Raw genomic sequence first — 21438 nt, forward strand, 5'->3', positions numbered from 1 at the left:
GAGCCCCCTCAGACCTTGGCCACCAGCGGACGACCCAGCAGCCCCTGCGGGCGAAAAATCAGGATCGCCACCAGCAGCGCAAAGGAAAAAACGTCTTTGTAATCCGAATTCACCATTCCGGCGAACTGCGCCTCGGCCACCCCGAGCAGCAGTCCGCCCAGCATCGCGCCAGGCAGCGAGCCAATCCCGCCCAACACCGCGGCGGTGAAGGCTTTGATGCCGATAATAAATCCGATGTAGAAGTCGAAGGTGCCGTAGTTCATGGTCACCAGCACCCCGGCCAGGCCGGCCATCGCCGCGCCGATGACAAACACCAGGGAGATCACCCGGTCGGTATTGATGCCGAGGATCGCCGCCATGCGCCGGTCCTGCTGGGTGGCGCGGCAGATGCGCCCCAGCCGGGTGTACTGGATAATCCAGGTCAGGATCAGCATCCCCACCAGCGCGGCGACGAGAATAAACACCTTGGTCCAGGTGATCTGCACTACCCCATCGCCCACCGTCATACGCAGCGCGCCGCTGAGCAGCGTCGGGATCCCCTGCTGGTTTGGCCCCTGGCTCAGCTGAACATAGTTCTGCAGGATCAGCGACATTCCAATAGCCGAGATCAGCGGCGCCAGGCGCGTCGAGTTGCGCAGCGGCCGGTAGGCGATGCGCTCGATCGCCCAGCCGTACACGCCGGTGACCACAATGGTGAATACCAGGGTGGCGAAAATCAGCAGCGGAAACGAATGGATCCCGAAGAAGGAGAGCAGCGCCAGGCCGATGGCGCACAGGTAGGCGGAGACCATATACACCTCGCCGTGGGCGAAGTTGATCATGCCGATGATCCCATACACCATGGTGTAGCCGATGGCGATTAAGCCGTACACCGCGCCCAGCGTCAGCCCATTGATCAGTTGTTGCAGAAAAAACGCCGTCATAGCCCCTCCAGCCGCCCGGCCGACGGCCGTCGGGATCGGTACCCGGTCGACCGCCGTCGTGAGACGATTAGCCAATCAAAACAACGGATAGTTCCTGGGTGGTCGCCGATCAGAGCTGGTGATATTTGCCCTTGTCGTCCCACTGATAGACCACATAGTCCGACACCTTGAGGTCGCCTTTGCCATCCCAGCCTTTTTTGCCCATCACCGTCTCGACGTCGTGGCTCTTCAGCCAGTCGCTGGCTTTGGCGTTATCGGTGCCGACGGCGTTCCAGGCGGCGGCGATAGCCTGAATGGAGGCGTAGGCGTAGAGGGTATAGCCTTCCGGCTCAAAGCCGCTGGCGCGGAACTTCTCGATCACCGCTTTGCCTTCCGGGAGGGTGCGCGGGTCCTGACCAAAGGTCATCAGTACGCCGTTGGTGAACTGCGGCCCGCCGGCGGCCGTCACCAGCTCCTCGGTGACAATACAGTCGCCGGAGAAGAATTTCGCCTGCACTCCCTGCTCGCGCATCTGGCGCACCAGCGGGCCCGCCTCAGGGTGGCAGCCGCCAAAATAGACCACGTCCGGCTTGAGGGCGCCGATCTTGGTCACCAGGGCGTTAAAGTCTTTTTCACCGCGGGAGAGGCCTTCGTACAACACTTCTTTGGTGCCCCGCTTCGCCAGCGCCGCGCGGGTGGCATCGGCCAGCCCCTGGCCATAGGTGTCTTTATCGTGGATGACGGCAATTTTCTTCGCCTTCAGCACGTCCAGCATATAGTTGGCGGCAATCGCCCCCTGCTGATCGTCGCGGCCGCACATGCGGAAGAGATCCTTCATGCCGCGCTCGGTGATCTGCGGATTGGTGGAGCCGGGGGTAATGGTCAGAATCCCGGCTTCGTCATACACCTCGGAGGCCGGCATCGTTGAGGAAGAGCAAAAGTGCCCCACCACGGCGGAGACTTTCGCTTCGTCCACCAGCCGGTTGGCCACCGCTACCGCCTGTTTCGGTTCGCACGCGTCATCCCCCTGCACCAGCACAATCTTTTCGCCTTTGATGCCGCCGGCGGTATTGATATCAGCCACCGCCTGCGAGGCCCCCTTCCAGTACTGGGCGCCGTAGGTAGCGTTGGGGCCGGTGAAGGGCCCGGCGACGCCGATCTTTACGTCAGCCTGGGCGTAAAAGGCCATGCTCATACAACCTGCTATCACAACATGAAGCGTCATTGTTTTCAGTTTCAAAGACATTCGGATATTCCTCAGCGATTTAGAGCCTGGCGTCATGGAATGACGCAGAAAATATCACTTACCGTGTGGTACCGACGCAGGCGCAGCGCCAGGACGGCCAGGGTGGAAGAAGCAAAAATCCCGCCAGGTAGAGAGATCGCGCCGGAGAGCGGACGCCCCGGTCGGTGCGCACGCGACGACAACCCGTGCCGCATCCGGCAAGGGCGCATTCCCTTTCAGGTCAGGAGATCGGTTGCCATCACGTGGCGAGCCGGACAACGCGGTATCCGTACCGGCCCGTGAGCTAAACATAGATGCAGTTAGCGGTCGCTGCGCGCCAGCGTGGTGCAAAAATGCGAATATGATCAACAGTGGTGATTATTTTGTTGCGGTAATGTGAAGATGATAACAGGAGAGCCCGTTAAGGGCTCCCCTGTGGCCCGGCGGCCGCTCAGAGCTGGCTGGTGAACGTTCGCGAGATCACATCCTGTTGCTGCTCGCGGGTTAGCGCGTTAAAGCGGACCGCATAGCCGGAGACGCGGATCGTCAGATTCGGATACTGCTCCGGATGTTCTATCGCATCGAGCAGCTTTTCCCGGTTCAGTACATTGACGTTGAGGTGCTGTCCCCCCTCCACCGTCTCCTCGTGATGGAAGTAGCCGTCCAGCAGCCCCACCAGGTTGTTTTCCTGCGCCGACGGCGCTTTGCCGAGGGCCGCCGGCACGATGGAGAAGGTGTACGAGATGCCATCTTTGGCGTAGGTAAACGGCAGTTTCGCCACCGAGGTCAGCGACGCCACCGCCCCTTTGCGGTCGCGGCCATGCATCGGATTGGCCCCCGGGGCGAACGGCGTCCCCGCCCGACGTCCGTCCGGCGTGTTGCCGGTTTTCTGCCCGTACACCACGTTGGAGGTAATGGTCAGGATCGACTGGGTCGGCACCGCCTGGCGCCAGGTGGGCAGCGCATGGATTTTGCGCATAAAGCGCTCCACCAGGTCGCAGGCGATGGCATCGACGCGATCGTCGTTGTTGCCATATTGCGGATAATCCCCCTCAATGACAAAGTCCACCGCCAGCCCGTGATGGTCGCGCACCGGCTTCACCCGGGCGTACTTTATCGCCGACAGCGAATCCGCCGCCACCGACAGGCCGGCGATGCCGCAGGCCATCGTGCGGTAGACGTCGCGGTCGTGCAGAGCCATCAGCGCCGCTTCGTAACTGTACTTATCATGCATGCAGTGGATGATGTTCAGCGCGCTGATGTACTGCACCGCCAGCCAGTCCATAAAGTGGTCGAGGCTGGCCATCACGCTGTCGTAGTCCAGTACCTCATCGCGCAGCGGCGCGGTTTTCGGCCCCACCTGGATCTTCAGTTTCTCATCCACCCCGCCGTTAATCGCGTAGAGCAGCGTTTTGGCGAGATTGGCGCGGGCGCCGAAGAACTGCATCTGCTTGCCGATCACCATCGGGCTGACGCAGCAGGCGATGGCGTAGTCGTCGCTGTGAAAATCGCTGCGCATAAGATCGTCGTTCTCATACTGCAGCGACGAGGTGGCGATAGAGATCCGGGCGGCGTATTTTTTAAACGCCACCGGCAGCGCCTGCGACCAGAGCACGGTCAGGTTCGGCTCCGGCGCCGGCCCCATGGTGTGCAGAGTATGCAGGTAACGGAAGGTGGTTTTACTGACCAGGGTGCGGCCATCCAGCCCCATACCGCCCAGGACTTCCGTCGCCCAGATGGGATCCCCGGAGAACAGCGAGTCAAATTCCGGGGTACGCAGGAAACGCACCATGCGGATCTTCATGATGAAGTGGTCAATCAGCTCCTGGGCCTGCTCCTCATTGAGTAAACCGGCGCGCAGATCGCGTTCAATATAGATGTCAAGGAAGGTGGCCGTGCGTCCCAGCGACATGGCGCCGCCGTTCTGCGACTTCACCGCCGCCAGGTAGGCGAAGTAGAGCCACTGCACCGCCTCCCGGGCGGTGCGCGCCGGGTGGGAGATATCGCAGCCGTAACGGGCCGCCATCTCCTGCATCTGCTGCAGCGCGCGCCGCTGTTCGGCCAGCTCTTCGCGCAGGCGCAGGGTGGCCTCCAGCGCCTCGCCGCGTTCAAGGGCCGGCTGCAGGTCGGCAAACTGCAGCTCACGTTCGCGGACCAGATAGCGAATGCCGTACAGCGCCACGCGGCGGTAATCGCCGATGATCCGTCCGCGACCGTAGCCGTCCGGCAGCCCGGTCAGCACCCCGGACTTACGACAGCGCAGCATATCCGGGGAATAGACGTCAAATACGCCCTGATTGTGGGTCTTGCGCAGCGCCGTAAACTGATACTCAAAATCGGGGTCCATTTCGCGGCCATAGGCCTCGAAGGCGCTTTTGATCATATTGATCCCGCCAAAGGGATGCAGGGCGCGCTTCAGCGGCCGGTCCGTTTGCAGGCCGACGATCTTTTCCAGCGGCTGGTTGATATAGCCCGCCGCGTGGGCGGTGATGCTGGTGGCGACATTGGTGTCGAAATCCACCGGCGCATGGGTGGCGTTCTCGACGCGGATCCCGGCCATTACCTGCTCCCAGAGGGCGGTGGTGGCCGGCGTCGCGTCGGCGAGGAAGGACTCATCGCCCTCGTAAGGGGTGTAGTTATGCTGAATAAAGTCGCGAACGTTAATCTGCGTTTGCCACGCCGTACCACGAAAGCCCTGCCAGGCGTCGGCGTATCGTGCGTCGTGGGTGTCGATATCTACTTTCATGAGCATCGTCTCTCTACAGAATAAAAAAATCAGGCCAGCGCCGCCGCGGTGTGGATCCGGCCTAAGCGGATCGCATCGAGGGCAATCATGCGCTCTTCATTGGTGGGGATAACCGCACAGCGCACCCGGCTGCCGTCGGCGGAGATCAGGCGCTCGCCCGCCGAATTAGGCTGCTGGTTGCGGGCGGCGTCCATCTCAAGGCCAAAGACCGCCAGCCGCTCGCTCACCAGCCGACGGATCAGCACCGAGTTTTCGCCAATCCCGCCGGTGAAAATAATGCCGTCGAGACGCTGCAGCGCGGCGGCGTGGCCGGCGATATGGCGGGCGATGCGATGGACGAAGGTTTTGATCGCCAGGCGGGCGCGGGCATGGCCCTCATGCCAGGCCTGCTCCAGTACCCGCAGGTCAGAGGAAAGGCCGGAGATCCCCAGCAGGCCGGAAGCGGTGTTGGCCACCCGCTCCAGGTCGCTGAGGGTCTGCCGGGTTTCCGCGGCAATCCACGCCATGGCGCCGAAGTCGACATCGCCGCTGCGGGTGCCCATCATCAGCCCCTCCAGGGGCGTCATCCCCATCGAGGTGTCCACGCTGCGGCCGTTGCGCACCGCGCAGATCGAGGCGCCATTGCCCAGGTGGGCGATCACCAGGCCGCTCTCCTGCTCCGGCAACCCGAGCAGCGCCAGGGCGCGCCGGGAGACATAGCGGTGGGAGGTGCCGTGGAAGCCATAGCGGCGCACCCCGAGGTTCTGGTAATACTCCCACGGCAGGCCATAGAGAAAGGCTTCCGGGGCCAGGGTCTGGTGAAAGCTGGTATCAAAGACCGCCACCTGCATGACCCCCGGGAACAGCCGCTGCGCCGAGGCGATGCCGCTAAGGCTGGCGTAGTTATGCAGCGGGGCCAGGGACGATACCTGGCGAATATTGTCGATAACCTCCTCGCTGATAATGACCGACTCGGTGAAGAGGTCGCCGCCGTGGGCGACGCGGTGGCCAATCAGGGCCACGCTGTCGATAAGATCGCGTTGGGCTAATGCCCCGGCAATCGCCTGCAGGGCGCCTTCGTAGCCGCGCGGCGCCAGCGCCACCGGCTCGCCGCCGTTGAGCGAGAGAGACGCCTGGTCCGCGTTGATGCCCTCGGCTACGCCGTTGAGCAGGCAGTCGCAGCTGGCCGCGTCCAGCACGGAAAATTTGATCGACGACGAGCCGCAGTTGATCACCAGCACTACCGGAAATTCAGTCATGTTGTACTCCGCGTGGCCTGAGCCGGATTAGAACAGTTTGTAAACGATATTGAGGATGGTCAGCAGACCAATGGCGGTCACAAAGAGGTTATCGAGACGGCCACGGTATTTGGCCAGCGAAGGCGCTTTACGAATGGCGTACATCGGCAGCAGGCACAGCAGCGAGGCGATAATCGGCGCGCCCATGGCCTCAATCAGGTCGAGGATATTGGGGTTGGCATAGGCCACCACCCAGGTCGAGCCCATGATGAACACCATGCTCAGGGTATTGAGCTTGCCGCTGGAGACCCGGGTTTTATCCCCTTTATAGCCGAAGCGCAGGATCAAACCGTTCAGCCCCTCCAGGGTGCCAAGATAGTGGCCGAAGAACGATTTGAAGATGGCCACCAGGGCGATGATCGACGCGCCATACTCCAGCAGGGTGGCAAAGGTGGATTTGGCGCCCGACATCGAGGCAAAGTGGTTCGCCAGATAGGAGAGCACCGGGATATTCTGCGCCTTGGCGTCCGCCATGTTCTGCGGCGAGAGGGTAAACAGGCAGCTGAAGGCGAAGAACATCACCACCGCCACCATCAGCATGCTGGCCCGGGAGATGATCTGAGAGCATTTGTGTTCGGTATACTCCCGGCCAAACTGCGCTTCATACTCTTCGCGTTTGGAGACCACAAACGAGGAGACGATCGGCGAGAAGTTAAAGGAGAACACCATAATGGAGATGCCCAGCCACACTGTCACCAGAATGCCGTCGTGACCGGTTAAGGCGATATCGCTGAGGTTCACCTGATCAATCACCGCGCTATTCCAGTAAGGGATCAGAGACAGGGAGATCACCACCAGGCTGGCGATAAACGGCCACACCAGATAGCTCATCACCTTGACCATCAGGTCTTTGCCAAACCAGATGACAAACGCCATCAGCAGCAGCAGCAGCAGCGCCACCACTCCGCGGTTGAGGGCCGGCATCTGCAGCTGGTTCTCCCAGAAGGTCATGAAGGTATTGGTGATCGTCACGCCATAAATCCACAGCAGCGGGCAGATGGCGAAGAAGTACAGAAAGGTGATCACCACCCCGCCGGTTTTGCCAAAATGCTCTTCCACCGTTTCGGTGATATTGCCGGAGGGGTTAGCCCCCGACAGGCACAGCCGCGCCAGCGCCCGGTGGCAATAGAAGGCGATGGGATAGGCCAGCACCAGCATCACCAGGATCGGGATCAGCCCGCCGAAGCCGGCGCGGATGGGGAAAAACAGCACCCCGGCGCCGATGGCGGTGCCAAACAGGCCCAGGGTCCAGGTGGTGTCGGATTTACGCCAGGACGAAAGGCTTGTCTGGCTGGATGCAATGCTCTCAGTCGTACTCATATCCTGTCCTCACTTATGTATTGAATTAAGCGTCAACAAAACCGGTAATTTGCGATACCCGCGAGAGATCGATATTGCCGCCGGAAATCAGGCTGACCGTTTTGCGGTTCTGGATATAGCTGTCTAATTTGCCGCTTAATAACGCGGCGCAGGCCAACGCTCCGGCCCCTTCGGTGATCACTTTATTGCGCTGAATTAAGGCGACCATGCTCTGGCGAATGTCGTCCTCGCTGACGAGGACGATGTCATCCACCAGCTGGCGGGCGATTTCATAGGTCAGTTTTCCCGGGCGGGCGACATCGCAGCCATCGGCTAAGGTGCCGGCGTGGCGATGGCTGGTGATCTCTCCGGCGTACCAGGAGGCGGCCATGCCGTGAACATTCTCCGACTGCACGCCGATAATCCGAATCGTCGGGTTAATAGATTTAATCGCAATCGCGATGCCGGCAATTAAGCCCCCGCCGCCAATCGGCACAATGACATTATCCACGTCATACAGATCTTCTAATATTTCGAGACCGATGGTGCCCTGCCCGGCAATAACCTGGGGATCGTCATAGGGGGGAATAAAGATACGGCCTTCAAGTTCAACAATATCGCTGGCTTTGGCGAGGGTATCGTTAAAATTATCGCCATGCAGCACCACCTCCGCCGAATAATCGCAGGTGGCGGCGACTTTCGATTTCGGCGCCCCTTTCGGCATCACCACTTTCCCGTCAATGCCGAGCATGGCGCAGGAGAGCGAGACGCCCTGGGCGTGGTTGCCCGCTGAGCAGGCCACCACCCCTTTGCGTTTTTCCGCTGCGGATAAGCCGCAGAGCTTATTAAAGGCGCCGCGAATTTTAAATGAACCCGTGCGCTGCATATTTTCGAATTTAAGAAATATTTCACCCTTGCAGCGTTCGCTAAAATAATTCGACCGCGGCATACCCGTTTTATATATTTTTCCTGCCAGGCGTTGCTTCGCTTCGAGAATATCGTCAATGGATACCGGAAGATCGTAGGTAATATGCATTATGGCCTCTGTATCTTAATATAAAGTCAATGACCGGGCGTCATCCTGCTGACAACAGCGAGGATGGTTGTTGGATTATTTAATCAATATCAGTCAGGCAATTTCTATTGGCTGCCAGTGGCGGTTGCCCTGCCCCGATGAATACTGTTTCGCCATCTCCACCAGCGACGCCGCCGCGGTTTTCAGCCGGTAATTTTTCGACCACACCGCCGCATAGCGCGCCACCGGCAAGGCCTCTTTAATGGGGATGGTGACAAACTGGCTCGAGCCGAACGGCGTGGTCATGTCGCAGGGAATGACCGTCAAAAAATCGGCATTGAGCACCAGGTTATAGATCGTCACCACCGAATCGGTATTGACGATATTTTCACGGCGGATGCCGCTGCGCTGTAGGGTGGTCAGCAGTTCGCTGTAGTAGCCCATATTGGTCTCCGGCAGCACCCACTGCTCGTGCTGGAGCGAGGCCAGGCGGACGGTGCCGTTGCCGATCCGCGCCCGGTTCGCCACCAGCACAAACTCAGACTCAAACAGCGGCTCGACGTGCAGGTCCTGCAGCTTCATCTCATCGCTCAGCGTCCCGATGGCGAAGTCGAGGCGCCCGTCGCGGATCGCCGGCAAGAAGGCAGAGAGCTGCGCCTCATACATCGATACCCGCGCCTTAGGGAAGGTCATTTTGAACTGATGCACCATCTCCGACATAAAGGTAAACCCCACCAGCGAGGGAAAACCAAAGGAGACATCCACCACCGTGCTGTTGGTCAACGCATTCATTTCATTGACCATATTTTTCATTTCACGGGTGATCGCCTCTGACCAGTTCAGAAATACCTGCCCGGCCTCGGTGAGCGAGACGCCGGTATTTCGCCGTACGATTAATTCGCTGCCAAAATAGCTTTCCATGTCGCTAATGATTTTACTGACCGCCGGCTGTGTGAGCCCTAACGCTTTTGCTCCGGCCCCGATAGACCCGCTGCGGATCACTTCCTGGAAAACCACCAGATGCTGAGTTTTAGGCAGAGAAAAATTATTCATCACGTCTCGCTTTCATTCCTTTGTTGACGGCGGAAAGTGTAACAAATCGCGATTAGCGGGTTATGTGAGAGCTCTCACAAAGGCTCCGCCGTGGCCGATTAGCAGGATTCACCATCCGAAATAATCCATTTAAAATCAATTAATTAAAATCATTTCTAACGTTGTTTGCGCGCTTTTTGCCGTAACCGAATGCGGGGATAAAAATAATTGATGGCGATAACATCGACGGCAAAATGGCGATAAAAAATACGCCTTTTGTACGCTATTCGACCCGCGCCGTCAGGGCGATAAAAAAGGCGAAAATTAAATTAATGCTGTAAAGAATAAAAAGCGGACGTAATCAACGCCATTATTTAACGACAAGTCGGTTTGGCATCACATTTTATCGGCGGCGGGCGGGAAAAAGGCGCAGGCATTATTTACATCAAAGAAACATTAAATTCACAATCTTGTTTTTCTTGTGCGGCGGAGGGGGCAGCTTTTTCCGCCATATCGCAGGCGGTCATACTTTGATTAAAATCAACCCTGGCAATTTATCTTTTGCGGCGCCTGGCAGGCAGTCATTTGTGTTGCCGATCACAAATCCATAAAACAACCTCCCGGCCTCTCTTCCACCGCAACTGATTAACCAGCTTTTCACTATGCAAATGCAAATAACGTATTTGCCCTCCCTGCAGGCGCTCTGTAGTTTGAGCCAGGATCCCGGCGCCACTTTTTCCGGGTCAGGACTTTATTATTCAGAGTGTTGAATTCCGCCATGATAAAATTAGCGCATCTTTTCAAAACCTATTCAGGCAGCGCCCAGCCGGCCATTCGCGACCTCAGTCTGGATATTGATCATGGCGAATTCTGCACTTTCGTCGGCCCGAGCGGCTGCGGAAAAACCACCATCCTGCGGATGATCAACCAGCTGGATATTCCCGACAGCGGCGACGTCTATATTCAGGGCGTCCGCCTCGCTGATGCTGATATTATCCAGGTCCGCCGCCAGATCGGCTTCGTGATGCAAAGCGCCGCGCTCTTTCCCCATCGTACCGTGGCGCAAAATATCGCCACTGTGCCGCGGCTGGCGGGCTGGAGCAAAGCGCGCATCAGCGCGCGCATTGACGAACTGGTAGCGCTGATGTCGCTCGACAGCCATCTGCTGCACCGCTATCCGCATCAGCTCTCCGGCGGCCAGCAGGGACGCGTGGCCATCGCCCGCGCCATCGCCGCCGATCCGCCGATTTTACTGATGGATGAGCCCTTCGCCGCCATCGACCCGGTGGTCCGTGAACGCCTCCAGGACGAGCTGTTGTTGTTGCAGCAGCGGCTGCAGAAAACCATTGTATTAGTGACCCACGACATCAATGAAGCGATCCGCCTCGGCGATAAAATCGCCATTTTCCAGGAAGGCGGCGTGCTGGCGCAGTTTGATACCCCCGACCGTATTCTGGCCCACCCGGCGAGCGAGTTCGTGCGCCGCTTTATCGGCCCGGAGCCCAATCTGAAACGGCTGGGTATGATTCAGGTCGGCCAGCTGCCGCGTCACGATGTCCCCCTGCTCGACGAAGCGCTGACGCCGATCGCCAGCGCCCATCCACCGCTGGCCAGCCCGCTGCGCCTGGTGCTTGACCGCCAGCGACGTCCGCTGCACTGGTTCGATCCGCAACACGGTCTCACCCTGCCGGTGGAGCGCCCGCTCGCCAGCAGCCACAGCCTGCGTTTCGCCTACAGCGCGCTGCTCGACGTGGCGACCGGCGTGCTGGTGCATGTGGATAGCGAAGGACAATACCAGGGGGCGGTGTCCCACGCCCTGCTGCAGCAGGTGCTCGACGGCGCGGTGGGGGTGAGTCCTCATGATTGACTGGGGCTGGGTTATCGATAACCGCGCGATGATCGGCGATCTTCTCTGGCAGCATGCGCGGATGGTCCTGCTGGCGCTGTTTTTCGGCTCCCTGCTCACCGGCGGCCTGTTAGCCATTACCCTGCGCTGGCCCGCGACGGCGCAGCCGCTCATCACCCTCTGCGGCGTGCTGTTTACCATTCCCTCGCTGGCGCTGTTTATTTTATTGCTGCCGTTTACCGGGCTGTCGCTGACCACCTCGCTGATTGGCCTGACGCTGTACTCGCTGTTGATCCTGCTGCGCAACGTGCTGGCCGGCATGGAGAAGCTGCCGCAGGCGGCGCTGGAGTCGGCGCGGGCGCTCGGCTACACCCGCGGTTTCCGCTTCTTCGATATCGAGCTGTGGCTGCTGCTGCCCTCTCTGTTTGCCGGGCTGCGCATTGCCTCGGTGACGTTGGTCGGCCTGGTCACTGTCACCGCGCTGATCGGTCAGGGCGGGCTCGGGCAGTTGCTGATGGCGGGCTTTAATCAGGACTTTCTGACACCGATTGTCGTCAGCCTGGTCCTCAGTCTTGTACTTTCGCTGGTCTTTGACGGGCTGATTGCCCGTCTCGGCGACTGGCTAACGCCGTGGACGAAATGATGACGCTGCTTCTCGCCACCTTTCACTGGTTAACCCAGCCGGAGCACTGGCTGGGCGACGATGGCATCCTGCTGCGCCTGGGCCAACACCTTTATTACGTGCTGGTCAGCATGGCCGTTGCCTGCGCCATTGCCCTGCCGCTCGGCATCGCCCTGGGCTACTGGCGCAAAGGCGCCTTCGTGGTGATCAACCTGTTTAATCTTGGCCGCGCCATCCCTTCGTTAGGGCTGATTTTATTATGCATCATCGTTTTTGGCTTTAACGATATCCCGGTGCTGGCGGCGCTTATCGCGCTTTCTATTCCGCCCATTCTCACTAACACCTGGGTGGGGATTTATCACGCCGACCGCCCGCTGTGCGATGCGGCCATTGCGCTGGGCATGACCCCCTGGCAAAGCCTGTGGCAGCTGCGGATCCCGCTGGCGGCGCCGCTGATCCTCGCCGGGATGCGCACCGCGCTGGTCCAGCTTATCGCCACGGCGGTAGTCGCAGCCTATGCCGGTCTGGGCGGGCTGGGACGTTTTCTGATCGATGGCCTCGGGCAGCGGGATATCCCGCAGGTGATCGGCGGCTCGCTGGTGGTTTCCCTGCTGGCGATAGGCGGCGAACTGCTTTTCGCCCGCTGCGCCGGACGCCTGACCCACCGCCGAATTGCCGCGCCTTATTAGCGTGCACCTGACATTACCCTCAGCGCCTGGCGCTGATTAACCTGAAAATACAAGAGGTATTATGAAGCAATTATTTGGCAAGGCCGTCACCGCCCGTCGATTTCGTCTCTCGCTGCTGGCCGCCGGGCTCTTCAGTCTGAGCGTTAACACCTTTGCCGCCGGCGTCACCGTGGGCGGCGCCAACTTTACCGAAAGCTCCATTCTCGCCAACATCTACGCCAGCGCGCTAAAGAAAAATCATATTGAGGCCAACACCCGTCTCAACCTCGGCAACCGGGAAATTATTATTCCGGCGCTGCAGAGCGGTGAGATCGATATCGTTCCGGAATATCTTGGCGCCCTGCTCAATTTCTATAACGGTAAAACCGAGGCCACCAGCCAGCAGGACGTCAGCGCAGAGCTGGCCCAGGCCCTGCCCTCCGATTTCACCCTGCTGAACCCGGCCCCGGCCACCTCGATCACCGCCTGGGCGGTACGTGCCGAGACCGCGGAGAAATACCATCTGCGTACCCTCTCCGACCTGAAGCCCGTCGCCCCGCAGCTGGTGATCGGTGGACCGCCGGAGCTGGCGGTACGCGCCCTGGGCCTGCCGGGGCTGAAGCGCGTCTATGGTCTTGAGTTCAAAGCGGTGAAATCGCTGGACATGGGTGGGCCGCTCACCCGGCTGGCGCTCAATTCGGGCAAAATCGACGTCGCAACGGTCGTCTCCACCCAGGGCAATCTGGCGAAGGAGAAATGGGTGGTCCTCGAGGATGATAAACATGAACAACCGAGTCAGAACGTCGTGCCGCTGGTGCGCAAAGCCAGTCTGACGCCGGAGATAGGCGCCGTGCTCAATGAGGTTTCCGGCAAGCTGGACAATGCCACGCTGATTGCCCTCAACCAGCAGGTGGATCTCCAGCATAAAGATCCGGCGGCCGTCGCCGAACAGTGGGTTAATGCCAACCTATCCCAACACTGACCGTCACCCCGCCACGGATGGCGTTCAGCCGCGAGTCTATACTATGTCTAACCGACACATGATCCTGAACCTCTTCTTTTATAACCCACAGGGGGATTACCGTTTCTCCTGGCGCCACCCTGACGCGCCTGAAGCGGACATATTTACCCTCGACTATTACGCCAGCCTGGCGCGTAAGGCCGAAGCGGCGACCCTGGACGCTATCTTTGTCGCTGACCATATCGCGGTGTGGGATACGGTGCCCAGCGGCCTGAGCCACTATGCCAACGCCCGGCTTGAACCACTGACGCTGCTCTCCGCCCTCGCCGCGGTAACGGAGCATATCGGCCTGATGGCCACCGCGTCGACCTCCTATAACGAACCCTATAATCTCGCCCGGTACTTTGCCTCGCTGGATTTCCTCAGCAATGGCCGGGCAAGCTGGAATGTGGTGACGTCATGGCTGGAAGAAGAAGCGGCAAACTTCGGTCTGGAGCAGCTTACCCGCCACGGCACCCGCTACCAGCGGGCCAATGAATTCATCGACGTGGTCACTCGCCTGTGGGATTCCTGGGAAGATGGCGCGGCAATCTTTGATAAAGCGCGCGGAGTCTTCGCCGATGCCGACAAGGTGCATCACCTCGACTATCAGGGCGAGTACTTCCGTGTCCGCGGCCCGCTCAACGTACCTCGCCCGCCGCAGGGCCATCCGCTGCTGGTGCAGGCCGGCTCTTCGGAGGCGGGAAAAGCGCTGGCCGCCGCCTGGTCTGATATGCACTTCGTGTTTATTCATTCGGTCGCCGAGGGGCTGGCCTATCGCGAAGAGATGAACCAGCGGCTGCGCCAGCACGGGCGCGATCCGGCCCATTTCAAAATCATCGCCGGGGTCCTGCCGGTGGTGGTGAACTCCGGCGAGGAGAAGGCGGCCCGCCAGCAGCTTAACGAGCAGCTCATGAGCGACCAGATGGCTATCGATCTGCTCTCCTCTTATCTTCGAATGGATCTCAGCGCCCTGCCGCGGGACCAACCTCTGCCGCCGCTCCCCGATGAGGAGAGCTTTGACGGCATCCGTACCGCGCTGAAGCTTATCCGCCAGTACGATCCGCAGCTCACCCTGCTGGAGTTGGGGAAGTTGTTATTACAGAGTTCTGATAGCTGGCTGCTGCTGGGCAGCGCCGAGGAGATTGCCGCCACCTTAACGGAGACCTGGCAGGCGGGCGCCGCCGATGGGTTCAACCTGATGTTCCCGCTGCTGCCGGGAGACTTTGACCGCTTTATTGACCAGGTGGTGCCGCTTCTGCAGCGTAACGGCGTCATGCGCGACCGCTATCCGCCCGGCACCCTGCGTGAAAAGCTCGGTCTGCCGGCGGTGGAAAACCGCTTCACCGCCCCGTCCCGCCCCGCGTTACCGCCGACGCCGTAGCTTGCCATGGCCCGCCCCGGCGCAGATCGCTGGCCGGGGCATTTTACCTACAGCTGACTGACCCCCAGCGCCGCGGCCTCATCCCGCCACGCCAGCAGCGGAGCATAGGCCTCCCGCGACATATCGCTATAGCCGCAGATCAGCAAGGCGTCGCACAGGGGACGATAGCGCGCATCGCTCACCAGCTGCTGGAGCGCCTCGCGCAGGCTGTTCAGCGTCGCCGCCGGGGTGGCGCCGGCGGTGATCAGCGGCAGGCCTGGCGCGGCCGGGCTCCAGCCGATCGCCGCCAGGCCTGCCAGGGCCTGCGGCTGATGGCGCTGCAGCAGAGCGTAGGTCACGCAGTCGATGGCGGCGATATCGGCGTTTTCCTGCTGCAGCTCGCGCAGCGACTGCCGATGGCTGCCGCTGAACACCACCGCCGAAAAATATCGCCCCTGCCGGGAGAGCGGCGCGACCATTTTGCGCAGCACGTTGTAGCCAGACTGCGAGTGCTCGGCATTGCACACCGCGCGGCGGCCAAAAAAGTCCGCCAGCATCCGGTGACTATCCGCTTCGCGAACCACCAGCAGGCTGCGGTAGCGGCGCCCCTCGCAACCGGGCGCGGCGTAGTGGAAGCAGCCCACCGTCTGCACCTCCGGCAGCTGGGTCACCAGCGGATAGCCACAGGTCTGGCTCAGCAACAGCCCCGGCTGGCGCCAGTGGGCCAGCAGATCCTCGGGATCGGCCGCCGGAGGGTCCTCCGCCACCCTCACGCCGCGTTCAGCCAGCAGCGACTGCACCGCCAGCCACAGGGCCTGGGTCTGTTGTCGGTGGATGGCATACATGGGAAAGGTCATACGTTCAGCCATGTTCTCCTCCCGCCTGCGCCTGTTCGCCAAAGCCTGGATGGGCGTTCACCGCCACCGCCCGGCGGCTAAAATGGCGTCGCCACTCACCGTAACCACGTACCAGGAACCCCTGATTACGCTGCAGATAAGCCGCCTGACGATGCAGATACAGCCGACGTAAAGCGTACCAGGGGACCCCTGGCAGGTCATGATGTACCGCATGGTAGTTGAGATTGAGGAACAGCACCCGCCAGGGGAGCCCGGCCTCGTTGATCACCGAGCGGGCCAGCGGGTCATCCGCGGCCCGGTGTTCGAGAAAAGAGCGCACTTTGGTCAGGGCCAGCGCCGGGTAGCTCACCGCCAGCACAAACCACAGCGGGGAAAAACCCTGCGCCGCCATCCAGGCCAGCAGACCCGTCAACAGAAACAGATGCAGGCTCCACATGGCGATGGCGCGGCGGTCGCCAGCGCGGAAAGCCCGCAGCGCGCTACGCAGGGTGTGAACGATATCCATCAGCGGCGCCAGCAGCAGACGCCCCCAGAAGGTATTGCGCAGGTGGATAAGGCGGCGCTGCCAGGCAGAGAAGCGCTGCCAGCTTTCCGCCGTCACATAGTACGACTCGGGGTCGTCCTCGGGGTGCGTCAGCAGATGGTTGCGATGGTGCGCCAGATGGCTGTCGCGGTAGACGCCGTAGGGATACCAGACCGCCAGCGGCAGCGTCCCCAGCAGCTGGTTGAACCATGCCAGCCGGGTGGGATGCCCGTGGATCAGCTCATGCTGTAAGGACATATACCAGGCGGTAAACCAGATTAGCAGCAGCGTGGCCGGAAACAGTCCCAGCGTCCGCCAGCTCGTCACGCAGGCAAACCAGCCGCCGTAAACCGTCACAATCAGCAGCCAGGTCGGCAGCTCGCTACGCCACAGCCAGCTGCGCGCCAGCTGGCGGATCAGGATGCGCTGTTGGTCATCCACATAGACAGCCGTCTTCTTTTCCGTCACTTCCCATACCTTGCCGTGTTGCCTCATTCCCTCCGAAGATGTGAGATAACACGTTAAATAACAAAGTATTTAATTTACTTAGCTTTGCCAAAAAGCGCGTTTACGTTCCGCATGACTCAGAGAATGCCGTCCACGGCGCAACGGGTCGATGGCGTGCAAATAGCGTGGGATTCTGACAGCCGTGGCATGAGTTAAGAGGAGACGTTCGCTGCGACCACCATTTGGTTATGATGGCCCATCGCCCGGCGGCGCTAAGCTTGCCGGGCCTACGGGATGAACGTCGATCCCCGGTCACTGGAGGCCGGTGTTAGCGCAGCGCCGCCCGGCAATCCACAGCAGGCAACGTACCCCCCTTTCTTGCCCGCTGGAGGCTGGCGCCTTATCCGCCTTCGCGCCGGCGTGGCCGGCGGGGCGGCGCAGAGACTACTCCTCTTCCCGCTCCGCTGGGGTCCAGGTCGGCAGGGTCCGGAAGGTGTGCAACAGCCCTTCCGACCACGCCTTGCGGATGCGGTTGAAGTAGGGATCGCTGTCGGTGATGCGATGCTGCCCGGCGCTGCTCAGGCTGCCGCTGCGGTAGAGCAGCGTATCCAGCGGCAGACCGACGGACAGATTACTGCGCAGCGTCGAGTCAATGGAGATCAACGCGCAGCACATCGCCTGCTCCAGCGGCGTATCGATGGTCAGCACCCGATCGATGATCGGCTTGCCGTATTTGCTTTCGCCAATCTGGAAATAAGGCGTGTCGCGGGTGGCTTCAATAAAGTTACCCTCCGGATAAATATGGAACAGACGATGGGTTTCACCGGCGATCTGGCCGCCAAGCAGCAGGTTGCAGTTGAAGTTGGTGTTACTGCAGTTTTGCTGGTTGCTGCTGTCGCGCTGGATCACCTCCAGCAGCGTTTTCCCGATCAGCATGGCGGCGTCGTAGAGGGAAGTTACCTGCATCAGGTTCGGCTCCTGCTGGGTACGGATCCGCGCGCTGAGCAGGCTTATCACGCTCTGGGTGGTGGCCAGGTTGCCGGCGGATTGCAGCACCAGCACCCGTTCCCCTTCCTGATGGAAAACGTGCAGCTTTTTAAAAGTGGCAATATGGTCGACGCCCGCGTTGGTGCGGGAGTCGGAAGCAAACACCAGTCCATCCGCCAGGCACATGGCCACACAGTAGGTCATTGCGGTTATTCCCGTATTATTGCTGCTGCGCCTGCTGACTGTGTTCGCGCACTTCAGCGTTGGTTAACATAATCTCCCCGCCGCCGCCCAACCGGGTGCCCCGTACCGGGCAGGCGTCGAGATAATCCAGCCCGGTCGCCAGCCGCAGATGCTGATTCAGACGACGGGTATTATTGGTGATATCAAACGACAGCCAGCGGCCGTCGAGCCACACTTCCGCCCAGGCATGCATCGCCACATGCTGGGCGTTATCGCTGTAGACATAGCCGCTGACGTAGCGCGCCGGGATATCCAGCGCCCGGCAGCAGGCGAGAAAAACATGGGTATGATCCTGGCACACTCCCTTCGCCCGGGCGAAGGCGTCGGCAGCGGAGTCCTGCACCTGGGTCGCGCCGGGGGAGTATGGCATTCTTAACAGCAGATCCGCCATCAGTTGATTCAAACTCTCTTCCGCCGCATCGGGACGATAGAGGCGCTGGGCAAACTCGCGGATCGCCGTATCGGCGCGGGTCAGCGGCGTAGAGCGCAGAAAAACCAGCGGCGACAGCAGCTCGGCCTCTTCATCACGCGTCTCTTCCCCCTCGTCGGCGATATCGACAATCCCGCTGGCGCGGATGGTGATCTCTTTGTGCGGGTTATCCAGCGTCAGCACATGCAGCACATTGCCCCAGCCGTCGGTGGTGGTCACCGCCGCGCCGTCCGGCAGGGTCAGCGTCCAGGCGGTGATGGTCTGCCGTCCGGTGCTGCGCGGCGTCAGGCGCAGATACTGGGTGGAAAACTTCACTTCTTCATCGTAGCCGTAGCGGGTGAGATGATCGATGACCAGTTTCATAAGGCCTCCAGATAGGTTTGTCTGATGCTGTCGGACAGGGCGTTAATTCTCGCCAGCAGTCCGTTAAGCGTGGTCTGCAGGTCCGCCTGCGCCAGGTCGTCACGGGTGCTGAAGCGCAGGTCAACGTTGAGCTGATGGGCGAGGCGCAGCGGCTGATAGGAGCGATCGTTGGCGATCTTCTCCAGTTCGCCCACCAGGTCGGCAATGCTGGCGCGCAGCGAACGTGGAATATCGTTACGCAGGATCAGCAGCTCCATCACCGTTTCGCGACTGACCGGCTGGCGGTAGAGGCTGTTGTATGCTTCGCGGGCGCTGACCGCATTGAGCAGGGTATCCAGCCGGTAGTATTCGCGCACCGGGTCCGGATCGTTGGTCAGCTGTTGATCCTTAATCAGCAGCAGCTGGGTGGTGGCGAACGCACGCTCGATCAGCGTGCCGATACCGATAAAGCTCAGGGCGTCGTTGCGCAGCAGCGTGCCAATCACCGCCCCGCGAAACAGATGCACCCGCTCTTTCACCCACTCGAAAAAGCCGTCGCTCCCCAGCTCGCCCAGCCCCTGCTGGCGGAGGGTTCGCAGCTCGATGCGGGTGGCATTGATGCTCTCCCACACTTCGGCCGACAGACTGCCGCGCACCGCGTGCGCGTTGTTCCACGCCATCTCCACGCAGCTGTAAATACTGCAGGGGTTGTTGCCATCGAGGGCAAAAAAGTTGAGCAGATTGCTCATGGTAAAGCGGGCGTGGCGCGCCTGAAACAGCTCGTGGGTCATCGACAAATTTAGCGGCAGCGCCAGATCCCGCGACTGCTGACTGTGGCGGGGGATCATTGATAATTTCCAGGTCACGTCCAGCACCCGGGCGTAGCTCTCCGCCCGCTCAAGATAGCGGGCCATCCAGAACAGTTCACTCGCCGTACGACTTAGCATGATGCGTCATCCTCCATCACCCAGGTATCCTTGGTTCCGCCGCCCTGCGACGAGTTGACCACCAGCGACCCTTCGGTCAGCGCCACGCGGGTCAGGCCGCCAGGCACCAGCCGCATCTCCTGCCCGGACAGTACGTAGGGGCGTAAATCGATATGCCGCGGCGACAGCCCTTCATCAACGAAGGTCGGGCAGGTCGACAGCGCGAGGGTGTCCTGGGCGATATAGTTGGCCGGATTGGCCAGCAGGCGCTGGCGGAAGGCCTCCCGCTCTTCTTTGGTGGAACGCGGGCCGACCAGCATGCCGTAGCCCCCGGCGCCATGGACCTCCTTGACCACCATCAGCTCCAGATTGCTCAGCACGTAGCGCAGGTCCTCCGCTTTCCGGCACTGCCAGGTGGGGATATTGCTGAGGATCGGCTGTTCGCCGAGGTAAAAGCGGATCATCTCCGGGACGTACGGGTAGATCGATTTGTCGTCGGCCACCCCGGTGCCGATGGCGTTGGCCAGCACCACGCCGCCGGCGCGATAAACGGACAGCAGCCCCGGTACGCCGAGCATCGAATCGGCGCGGAAGGCCAGCGGGTCGAGCCAGGCGTCATCGATGCGGCGATAAATCACATCCACCCGCCGCGGCCCCTCGGTGGTGCGCATATACACCGCGCCGTTTTTAATAAACAGGTCGGCGCTTTCCACCAGCTCGACCCCCATCTGCTGCGCCAGGAAGCTGTGCTCGAAGTAGGCGCTGTTGAAGCGACCCGGCGTCATCACCACGACGCAGGGATCATCCACCAGCGAACTTTCGCGCAGGGTCTGCAGGAGGTAGCTCGGGTAGCGCTCCACCGGCGCAATGTGATGCTGCTCGAACATCTCCGGATAGAGGCGCATCATCATCTTACGGTTTTCGAGCATGTAGGAGACACCGGACGGCGTGCGCAGATTATCCTCCAGCACGTAGTACTGACCGTCGTTATTGCGCACCATATCGACGCCGGTGATATGGGCATAGGTGTTGTTTGGCAGGTTGATGCCCTGCATGCACGGCTGATACTGCTCGTTGGCCAGCACCTGTTCGGCCGGGATCAGCCCCGCACGCAGGATATTCTGCTCATGATAGATGTCATAGAGAAAAGCGTTCAGCGCTTTCACCCGCTGGCGTATACCGCGGTCAATGCGCTGCCACTCCCCGGCGGGGATGATCCGCGGCACGCTGTCAAACGGGATCAGCCGCTCGGTCCCTTCATCCTCGCCGTAAACGTTAAAAGTGATGCCGATACGGTGAAAGAGCAGTTCCGCTTGCGCTTTTTTCTGCCGGATAGAGAATTGATCGGTGTTGCGAAACCATTGCCACCAGGCATTATAGTGCGGCCGCTGTTCACCCTGGGCGGTCAGCATCTCGTCATAATAATGCCCGTCAGGAAGCGTTATTTTTATCATGGCCGTCTCCTCCGGTTGTACTCACTTTGTGGTAATCCCGGTAAGAGATAAGCATTAATTATGCCAGGTCATCCGCCGCCGCGGCGTTGTGCAAATCGGTTCTGACCCGCCGTCTGATTGTGCAAAAAATCGCCACAATGGCCGCCTGCGCCCGCCTGCGGTTGCACCGTCGTGAGGCAGGGCGACGATTTTTGCGCCATGGTGGACGCCAGCGCCGTCAGCCAGTGTGCCGCA

General features: G+C 60.5%; 20 protein-coding genes. 7 read left to right on the plus strand and 13 right to left on the minus strand.

Features of this window, described 5'->3' with window-relative positions; translation table 11 throughout:
* Window positions 1-8 precede the first annotated feature (8 nt).
* Together ABLX76_RS04545 and ABLX76_RS04550 are read right to left on the minus strand one after the other, a co-directional pair.
* A complete protein-coding gene (locus ABLX76_RS04545; RefSeq protein WP_023290184.1) occupies window positions 9-923 on the minus strand; it encodes a branched-chain amino acid ABC transporter permease in 915 nt (304 codons plus the stop codon).
* Between the two features lie 109 nt (window positions 924-1032).
* Complete coding sequence (locus tag ABLX76_RS04550) at window positions 1033-2091, minus strand: branched-chain amino acid ABC transporter substrate-binding protein (RefSeq protein WP_348874212.1); 1059 nt, start codon at window positions 2089-2091, stop codon at window positions 1033-1035.
* Window positions 2092-2380: 289 nt separating this feature from the next.
* Between ABLX76_RS04550 and ABLX76_RS04555 the strand changes: the two genes are divergently transcribed.
* Window positions 2381-2527 (plus strand): hypothetical protein, encoded by a 147-nt coding sequence (locus tag ABLX76_RS04555; RefSeq protein WP_004225356.1) that lies wholly within the window; start codon window positions 2381-2383, stop codon window positions 2525-2527.
* 51 nt (window positions 2528-2578) lie between these two features.
* Here the strand turns inward: ABLX76_RS04555 and pflB are convergent, their stop codons facing one another.
* From pflB to tdcA, 5 genes are all read right to left on the minus strand, one after another.
* Window positions 2579-4873: a formate C-acetyltransferase gene (gene pflB / locus ABLX76_RS04560; RefSeq protein ID WP_348874214.1), complete on the minus strand. Its 2295-nt coding sequence runs from the start codon at window positions 4871-4873 to the stop codon at window positions 2579-2581.
* 29 nt (window positions 4874-4902) lie between these two features.
* Complete coding sequence (gene tdcD / locus ABLX76_RS04565; protein ID WP_032453336.1) at window positions 4903-6111, minus strand: propionate kinase; 1209 nt, start codon at window positions 6109-6111, stop codon at window positions 4903-4905.
* Between the two features lie 27 nt (window positions 6112-6138).
* Window positions 6139-7470 (minus strand): threonine/serine transporter TdcC, encoded by a 1332-nt coding sequence (tdcC, locus tag ABLX76_RS04570; protein WP_032453337.1) that lies wholly within the window; start codon window positions 7468-7470, stop codon window positions 6139-6141.
* A gap of 25 nt (window positions 7471-7495) precedes the next feature.
* The gene (gene tdcB / locus ABLX76_RS04575) at window positions 7496-8485 is read right to left on the minus strand and encodes a bifunctional threonine ammonia-lyase/L-serine ammonia-lyase TdcB (RefSeq protein ID WP_065881209.1); all 990 of its coding nucleotides are present in this window, start codon (window positions 8483-8485) and stop codon (window positions 7496-7498) included.
* A 93-nt stretch (window positions 8486-8578) separates the two neighbouring features.
* A complete protein-coding gene (gene tdcA, locus ABLX76_RS04580; RefSeq protein WP_348874089.1) occupies window positions 8579-9517 on the minus strand; it encodes a transcriptional regulator TdcA in 939 nt (312 codons plus the stop codon).
* Window positions 9518-9714: 197 nt separating this feature from the next.
* Between tdcA and ABLX76_RS04585 the strand changes: the two genes are divergently transcribed.
* The 6 genes from ABLX76_RS04585 (at window position 9715) to ABLX76_RS04610 (ending at window position 15016) form a co-directional block, all read left to right on the plus strand.
* Window positions 9715-9837, plus strand: a complete 123-nt coding sequence (locus ABLX76_RS04585) for a hypothetical protein (protein ID WP_226453181.1) — start codon at window positions 9715-9717, stop codon at window positions 9835-9837.
* Between the two features lie 437 nt (window positions 9838-10274).
* Entirely contained in the window at window positions 10275-11363 is a 1089-nt protein-coding gene (locus ABLX76_RS04590) for an ABC transporter ATP-binding protein (protein ID WP_348874091.1), read from the plus strand.
* The gene (locus tag ABLX76_RS04595) at window positions 11356-11985 is read left to right on the plus strand and encodes an ABC transporter permease subunit (RefSeq protein ID WP_023290192.1); all 630 of its coding nucleotides are present in this window, start codon (window positions 11356-11358) and stop codon (window positions 11983-11985) included. Before ABLX76_RS04590 ends, ABLX76_RS04595 begins: the two co-directional genes overlap by 8 nt.
* Window positions 11985-12653 (plus strand): ABC transporter permease, encoded by a 669-nt coding sequence (locus ABLX76_RS04600; RefSeq protein WP_023290193.1) that lies wholly within the window; start codon window positions 11985-11987, stop codon window positions 12651-12653. The genes ABLX76_RS04595 and ABLX76_RS04600 overlap by 1 nt, the downstream gene beginning before the upstream one ends.
* Before the next feature lie 61 nt (window positions 12654-12714).
* A complete protein-coding gene (locus tag ABLX76_RS04605) occupies window positions 12715-13614 on the plus strand; it encodes an ABC transporter substrate-binding protein (RefSeq protein WP_087848626.1) in 900 nt (299 codons plus the stop codon).
* A gap of 58 nt (window positions 13615-13672) precedes the next feature.
* The gene (locus tag ABLX76_RS04610) at window positions 13673-15016 is read left to right on the plus strand and encodes an LLM class flavin-dependent oxidoreductase (protein WP_348874217.1); all 1344 of its coding nucleotides are present in this window, start codon (window positions 13673-13675) and stop codon (window positions 15014-15016) included.
* A 47-nt stretch (window positions 15017-15063) separates the two neighbouring features.
* Here ABLX76_RS04610 and ABLX76_RS04615 read toward each other — a convergent pair whose 3' ends face one another.
* The 6 genes from ABLX76_RS04615 to ABLX76_RS04640 all read right to left on the minus strand — a co-directional run bounded on the left by ABLX76_RS04615 (window position 15064) and on the right by ABLX76_RS04640 (window position 21204).
* Window positions 15064-15864, minus strand: coding sequence for a PhnD/SsuA/transferrin family substrate-binding protein (locus tag ABLX76_RS04615; RefSeq protein WP_348874093.1), 801 nt, complete (start codon window positions 15862-15864; stop codon window positions 15064-15066).
* Entirely contained in the window at window positions 15857-16843 is a 987-nt protein-coding gene (locus tag ABLX76_RS04620) for a fatty acid desaturase (protein ID WP_075206765.1), read from the minus strand. The genes ABLX76_RS04615 and ABLX76_RS04620 overlap by 8 nt, the downstream gene beginning before the upstream one ends.
* Window positions 16844-17266: 423 nt before the next feature.
* Window positions 17267-18013 carry a proteasome-type protease gene (locus tag ABLX76_RS04625; protein WP_032453343.1) on the minus strand — a complete coding sequence of 249 codons (747 nt, stop codon included), beginning with the start codon at window positions 18011-18013 and terminating at the stop codon, window positions 17267-17269.
* Window positions 18014-18029: 16 nt separating this feature from the next.
* On the minus strand, window positions 18030-18845 hold the full coding sequence (locus ABLX76_RS04630; protein WP_032453344.1) for a transglutaminase family protein: 816 nt from the start codon (window positions 18843-18845) through the stop codon (window positions 18030-18032).
* On the minus strand, window positions 18842-19771 hold the full coding sequence (locus ABLX76_RS04635; protein WP_002910835.1) for an alpha-E domain-containing protein: 930 nt from the start codon (window positions 19769-19771) through the stop codon (window positions 18842-18844). The genes ABLX76_RS04630 and ABLX76_RS04635 overlap by 4 nt, the downstream gene beginning before the upstream one ends.
* Window positions 19765-21204 carry a circularly permuted type 2 ATP-grasp protein gene (locus tag ABLX76_RS04640; RefSeq protein ID WP_004180417.1) on the minus strand — a complete coding sequence of 480 codons (1440 nt, stop codon included), beginning with the start codon at window positions 21202-21204 and terminating at the stop codon, window positions 19765-19767. Before ABLX76_RS04640 ends, ABLX76_RS04635 begins: the two co-directional genes overlap by 7 nt.
* Between the last annotated feature and the right edge of the window lie 234 nt (window positions 21205-21438).

Origin of the sequence: Klebsiella sp. JB_Kp004, from assembly GCF_040065795.1 — a bacterium.
Classification (GTDB): Bacteria; Pseudomonadota; Gammaproteobacteria; order Enterobacterales; family Enterobacteriaceae; genus Klebsiella; species Klebsiella quasipneumoniae.

What these genes read in the sequence shown, in the direction of transcription:
- ABLX76_RS04615 (WP_348874093.1), bottom strand. Translation starts at nt 15,864, where the DNA reads ATGGCTGAACGTATGACCTTTCCCATGTATGCCATCCACCGACAACAG.
- ABLX76_RS04610 (WP_348874217.1), top strand. Translation starts at nt 13,673, where the DNA reads ATGATCCTGAACCTCTTCTTTTATAACCCACAGGGGGATTACCGTTTC.
- ABLX76_RS04605 (WP_087848626.1), top strand. Translation starts at nt 12,715, where the DNA reads ATGAAGCAATTATTTGGCAAGGCCGTCACCGCCCGTCGATTTCGTCTC.
- ABLX76_RS04600 (WP_023290193.1), top strand. Translation starts at nt 11,985, where the DNA reads ATGACGCTGCTTCTCGCCACCTTTCACTGGTTAACCCAGCCGGAGCAC.
- ABLX76_RS04545 (WP_023290184.1), bottom strand. Translation starts at nt 923, where the DNA reads ATGACGGCGTTTTTTCTGCAACAACTGATCAATGGGCTGACGCTGGGC.
- ABLX76_RS04590 (WP_348874091.1), top strand. Translation starts at nt 10,275, where the DNA reads ATGATAAAATTAGCGCATCTTTTCAAAACCTATTCAGGCAGCGCCCAG.
- ABLX76_RS04640 (WP_004180417.1), bottom strand. Translation starts at nt 21,204, where the DNA reads ATGATAAAAATAACGCTTCCTGACGGGCATTATTATGACGAGATGCTG.
- tdcC (WP_032453337.1), bottom strand. Translation starts at nt 7,470, where the DNA reads ATGAGTACGACTGAGAGCATTGCATCCAGCCAGACAAGCCTTTCGTCC.
- ABLX76_RS04630 (WP_032453344.1), bottom strand. Translation starts at nt 18,845, where the DNA reads ATGAAACTGGTCATCGATCATCTCACCCGCTACGGCTACGATGAAGAA.
- pflB (WP_348874214.1), bottom strand. Translation starts at nt 4,873, where the DNA reads ATGAAAGTAGATATCGACACCCACGACGCACGATACGCCGACGCCTGG.
- tdcD (WP_032453336.1), bottom strand. Translation starts at nt 6,111, where the DNA reads ATGACTGAATTTCCGGTAGTGCTGGTGATCAACTGCGGCTCGTCGTCG.
- tdcB (WP_065881209.1), bottom strand. Translation starts at nt 8,485, where the DNA reads ATGCATATTACCTACGATCTTCCGGTATCCATTGACGATATTCTCGAA.
- ABLX76_RS04595 (WP_023290192.1), top strand. Translation starts at nt 11,356, where the DNA reads ATGATTGACTGGGGCTGGGTTATCGATAACCGCGCGATGATCGGCGAT.
- ABLX76_RS04625 (WP_032453343.1), bottom strand. Translation starts at nt 18,013, where the DNA reads ATGACCTACTGTGTGGCCATGTGCCTGGCGGATGGACTGGTGTTTGCT.
- ABLX76_RS04635 (WP_002910835.1), bottom strand. Translation starts at nt 19,771, where the DNA reads ATGCTAAGTCGTACGGCGAGTGAACTGTTCTGGATGGCCCGCTATCTT.
- ABLX76_RS04550 (WP_348874212.1), bottom strand. Translation starts at nt 2,091, where the DNA reads ATGGCCTTTTACGCCCAGGCTGACGTAAAGATCGGCGTCGCCGGGCCC.
- tdcA (WP_348874089.1), bottom strand. Translation starts at nt 9,517, where the DNA reads ATGAATAATTTTTCTCTGCCTAAAACTCAGCATCTGGTGGTTTTCCAG.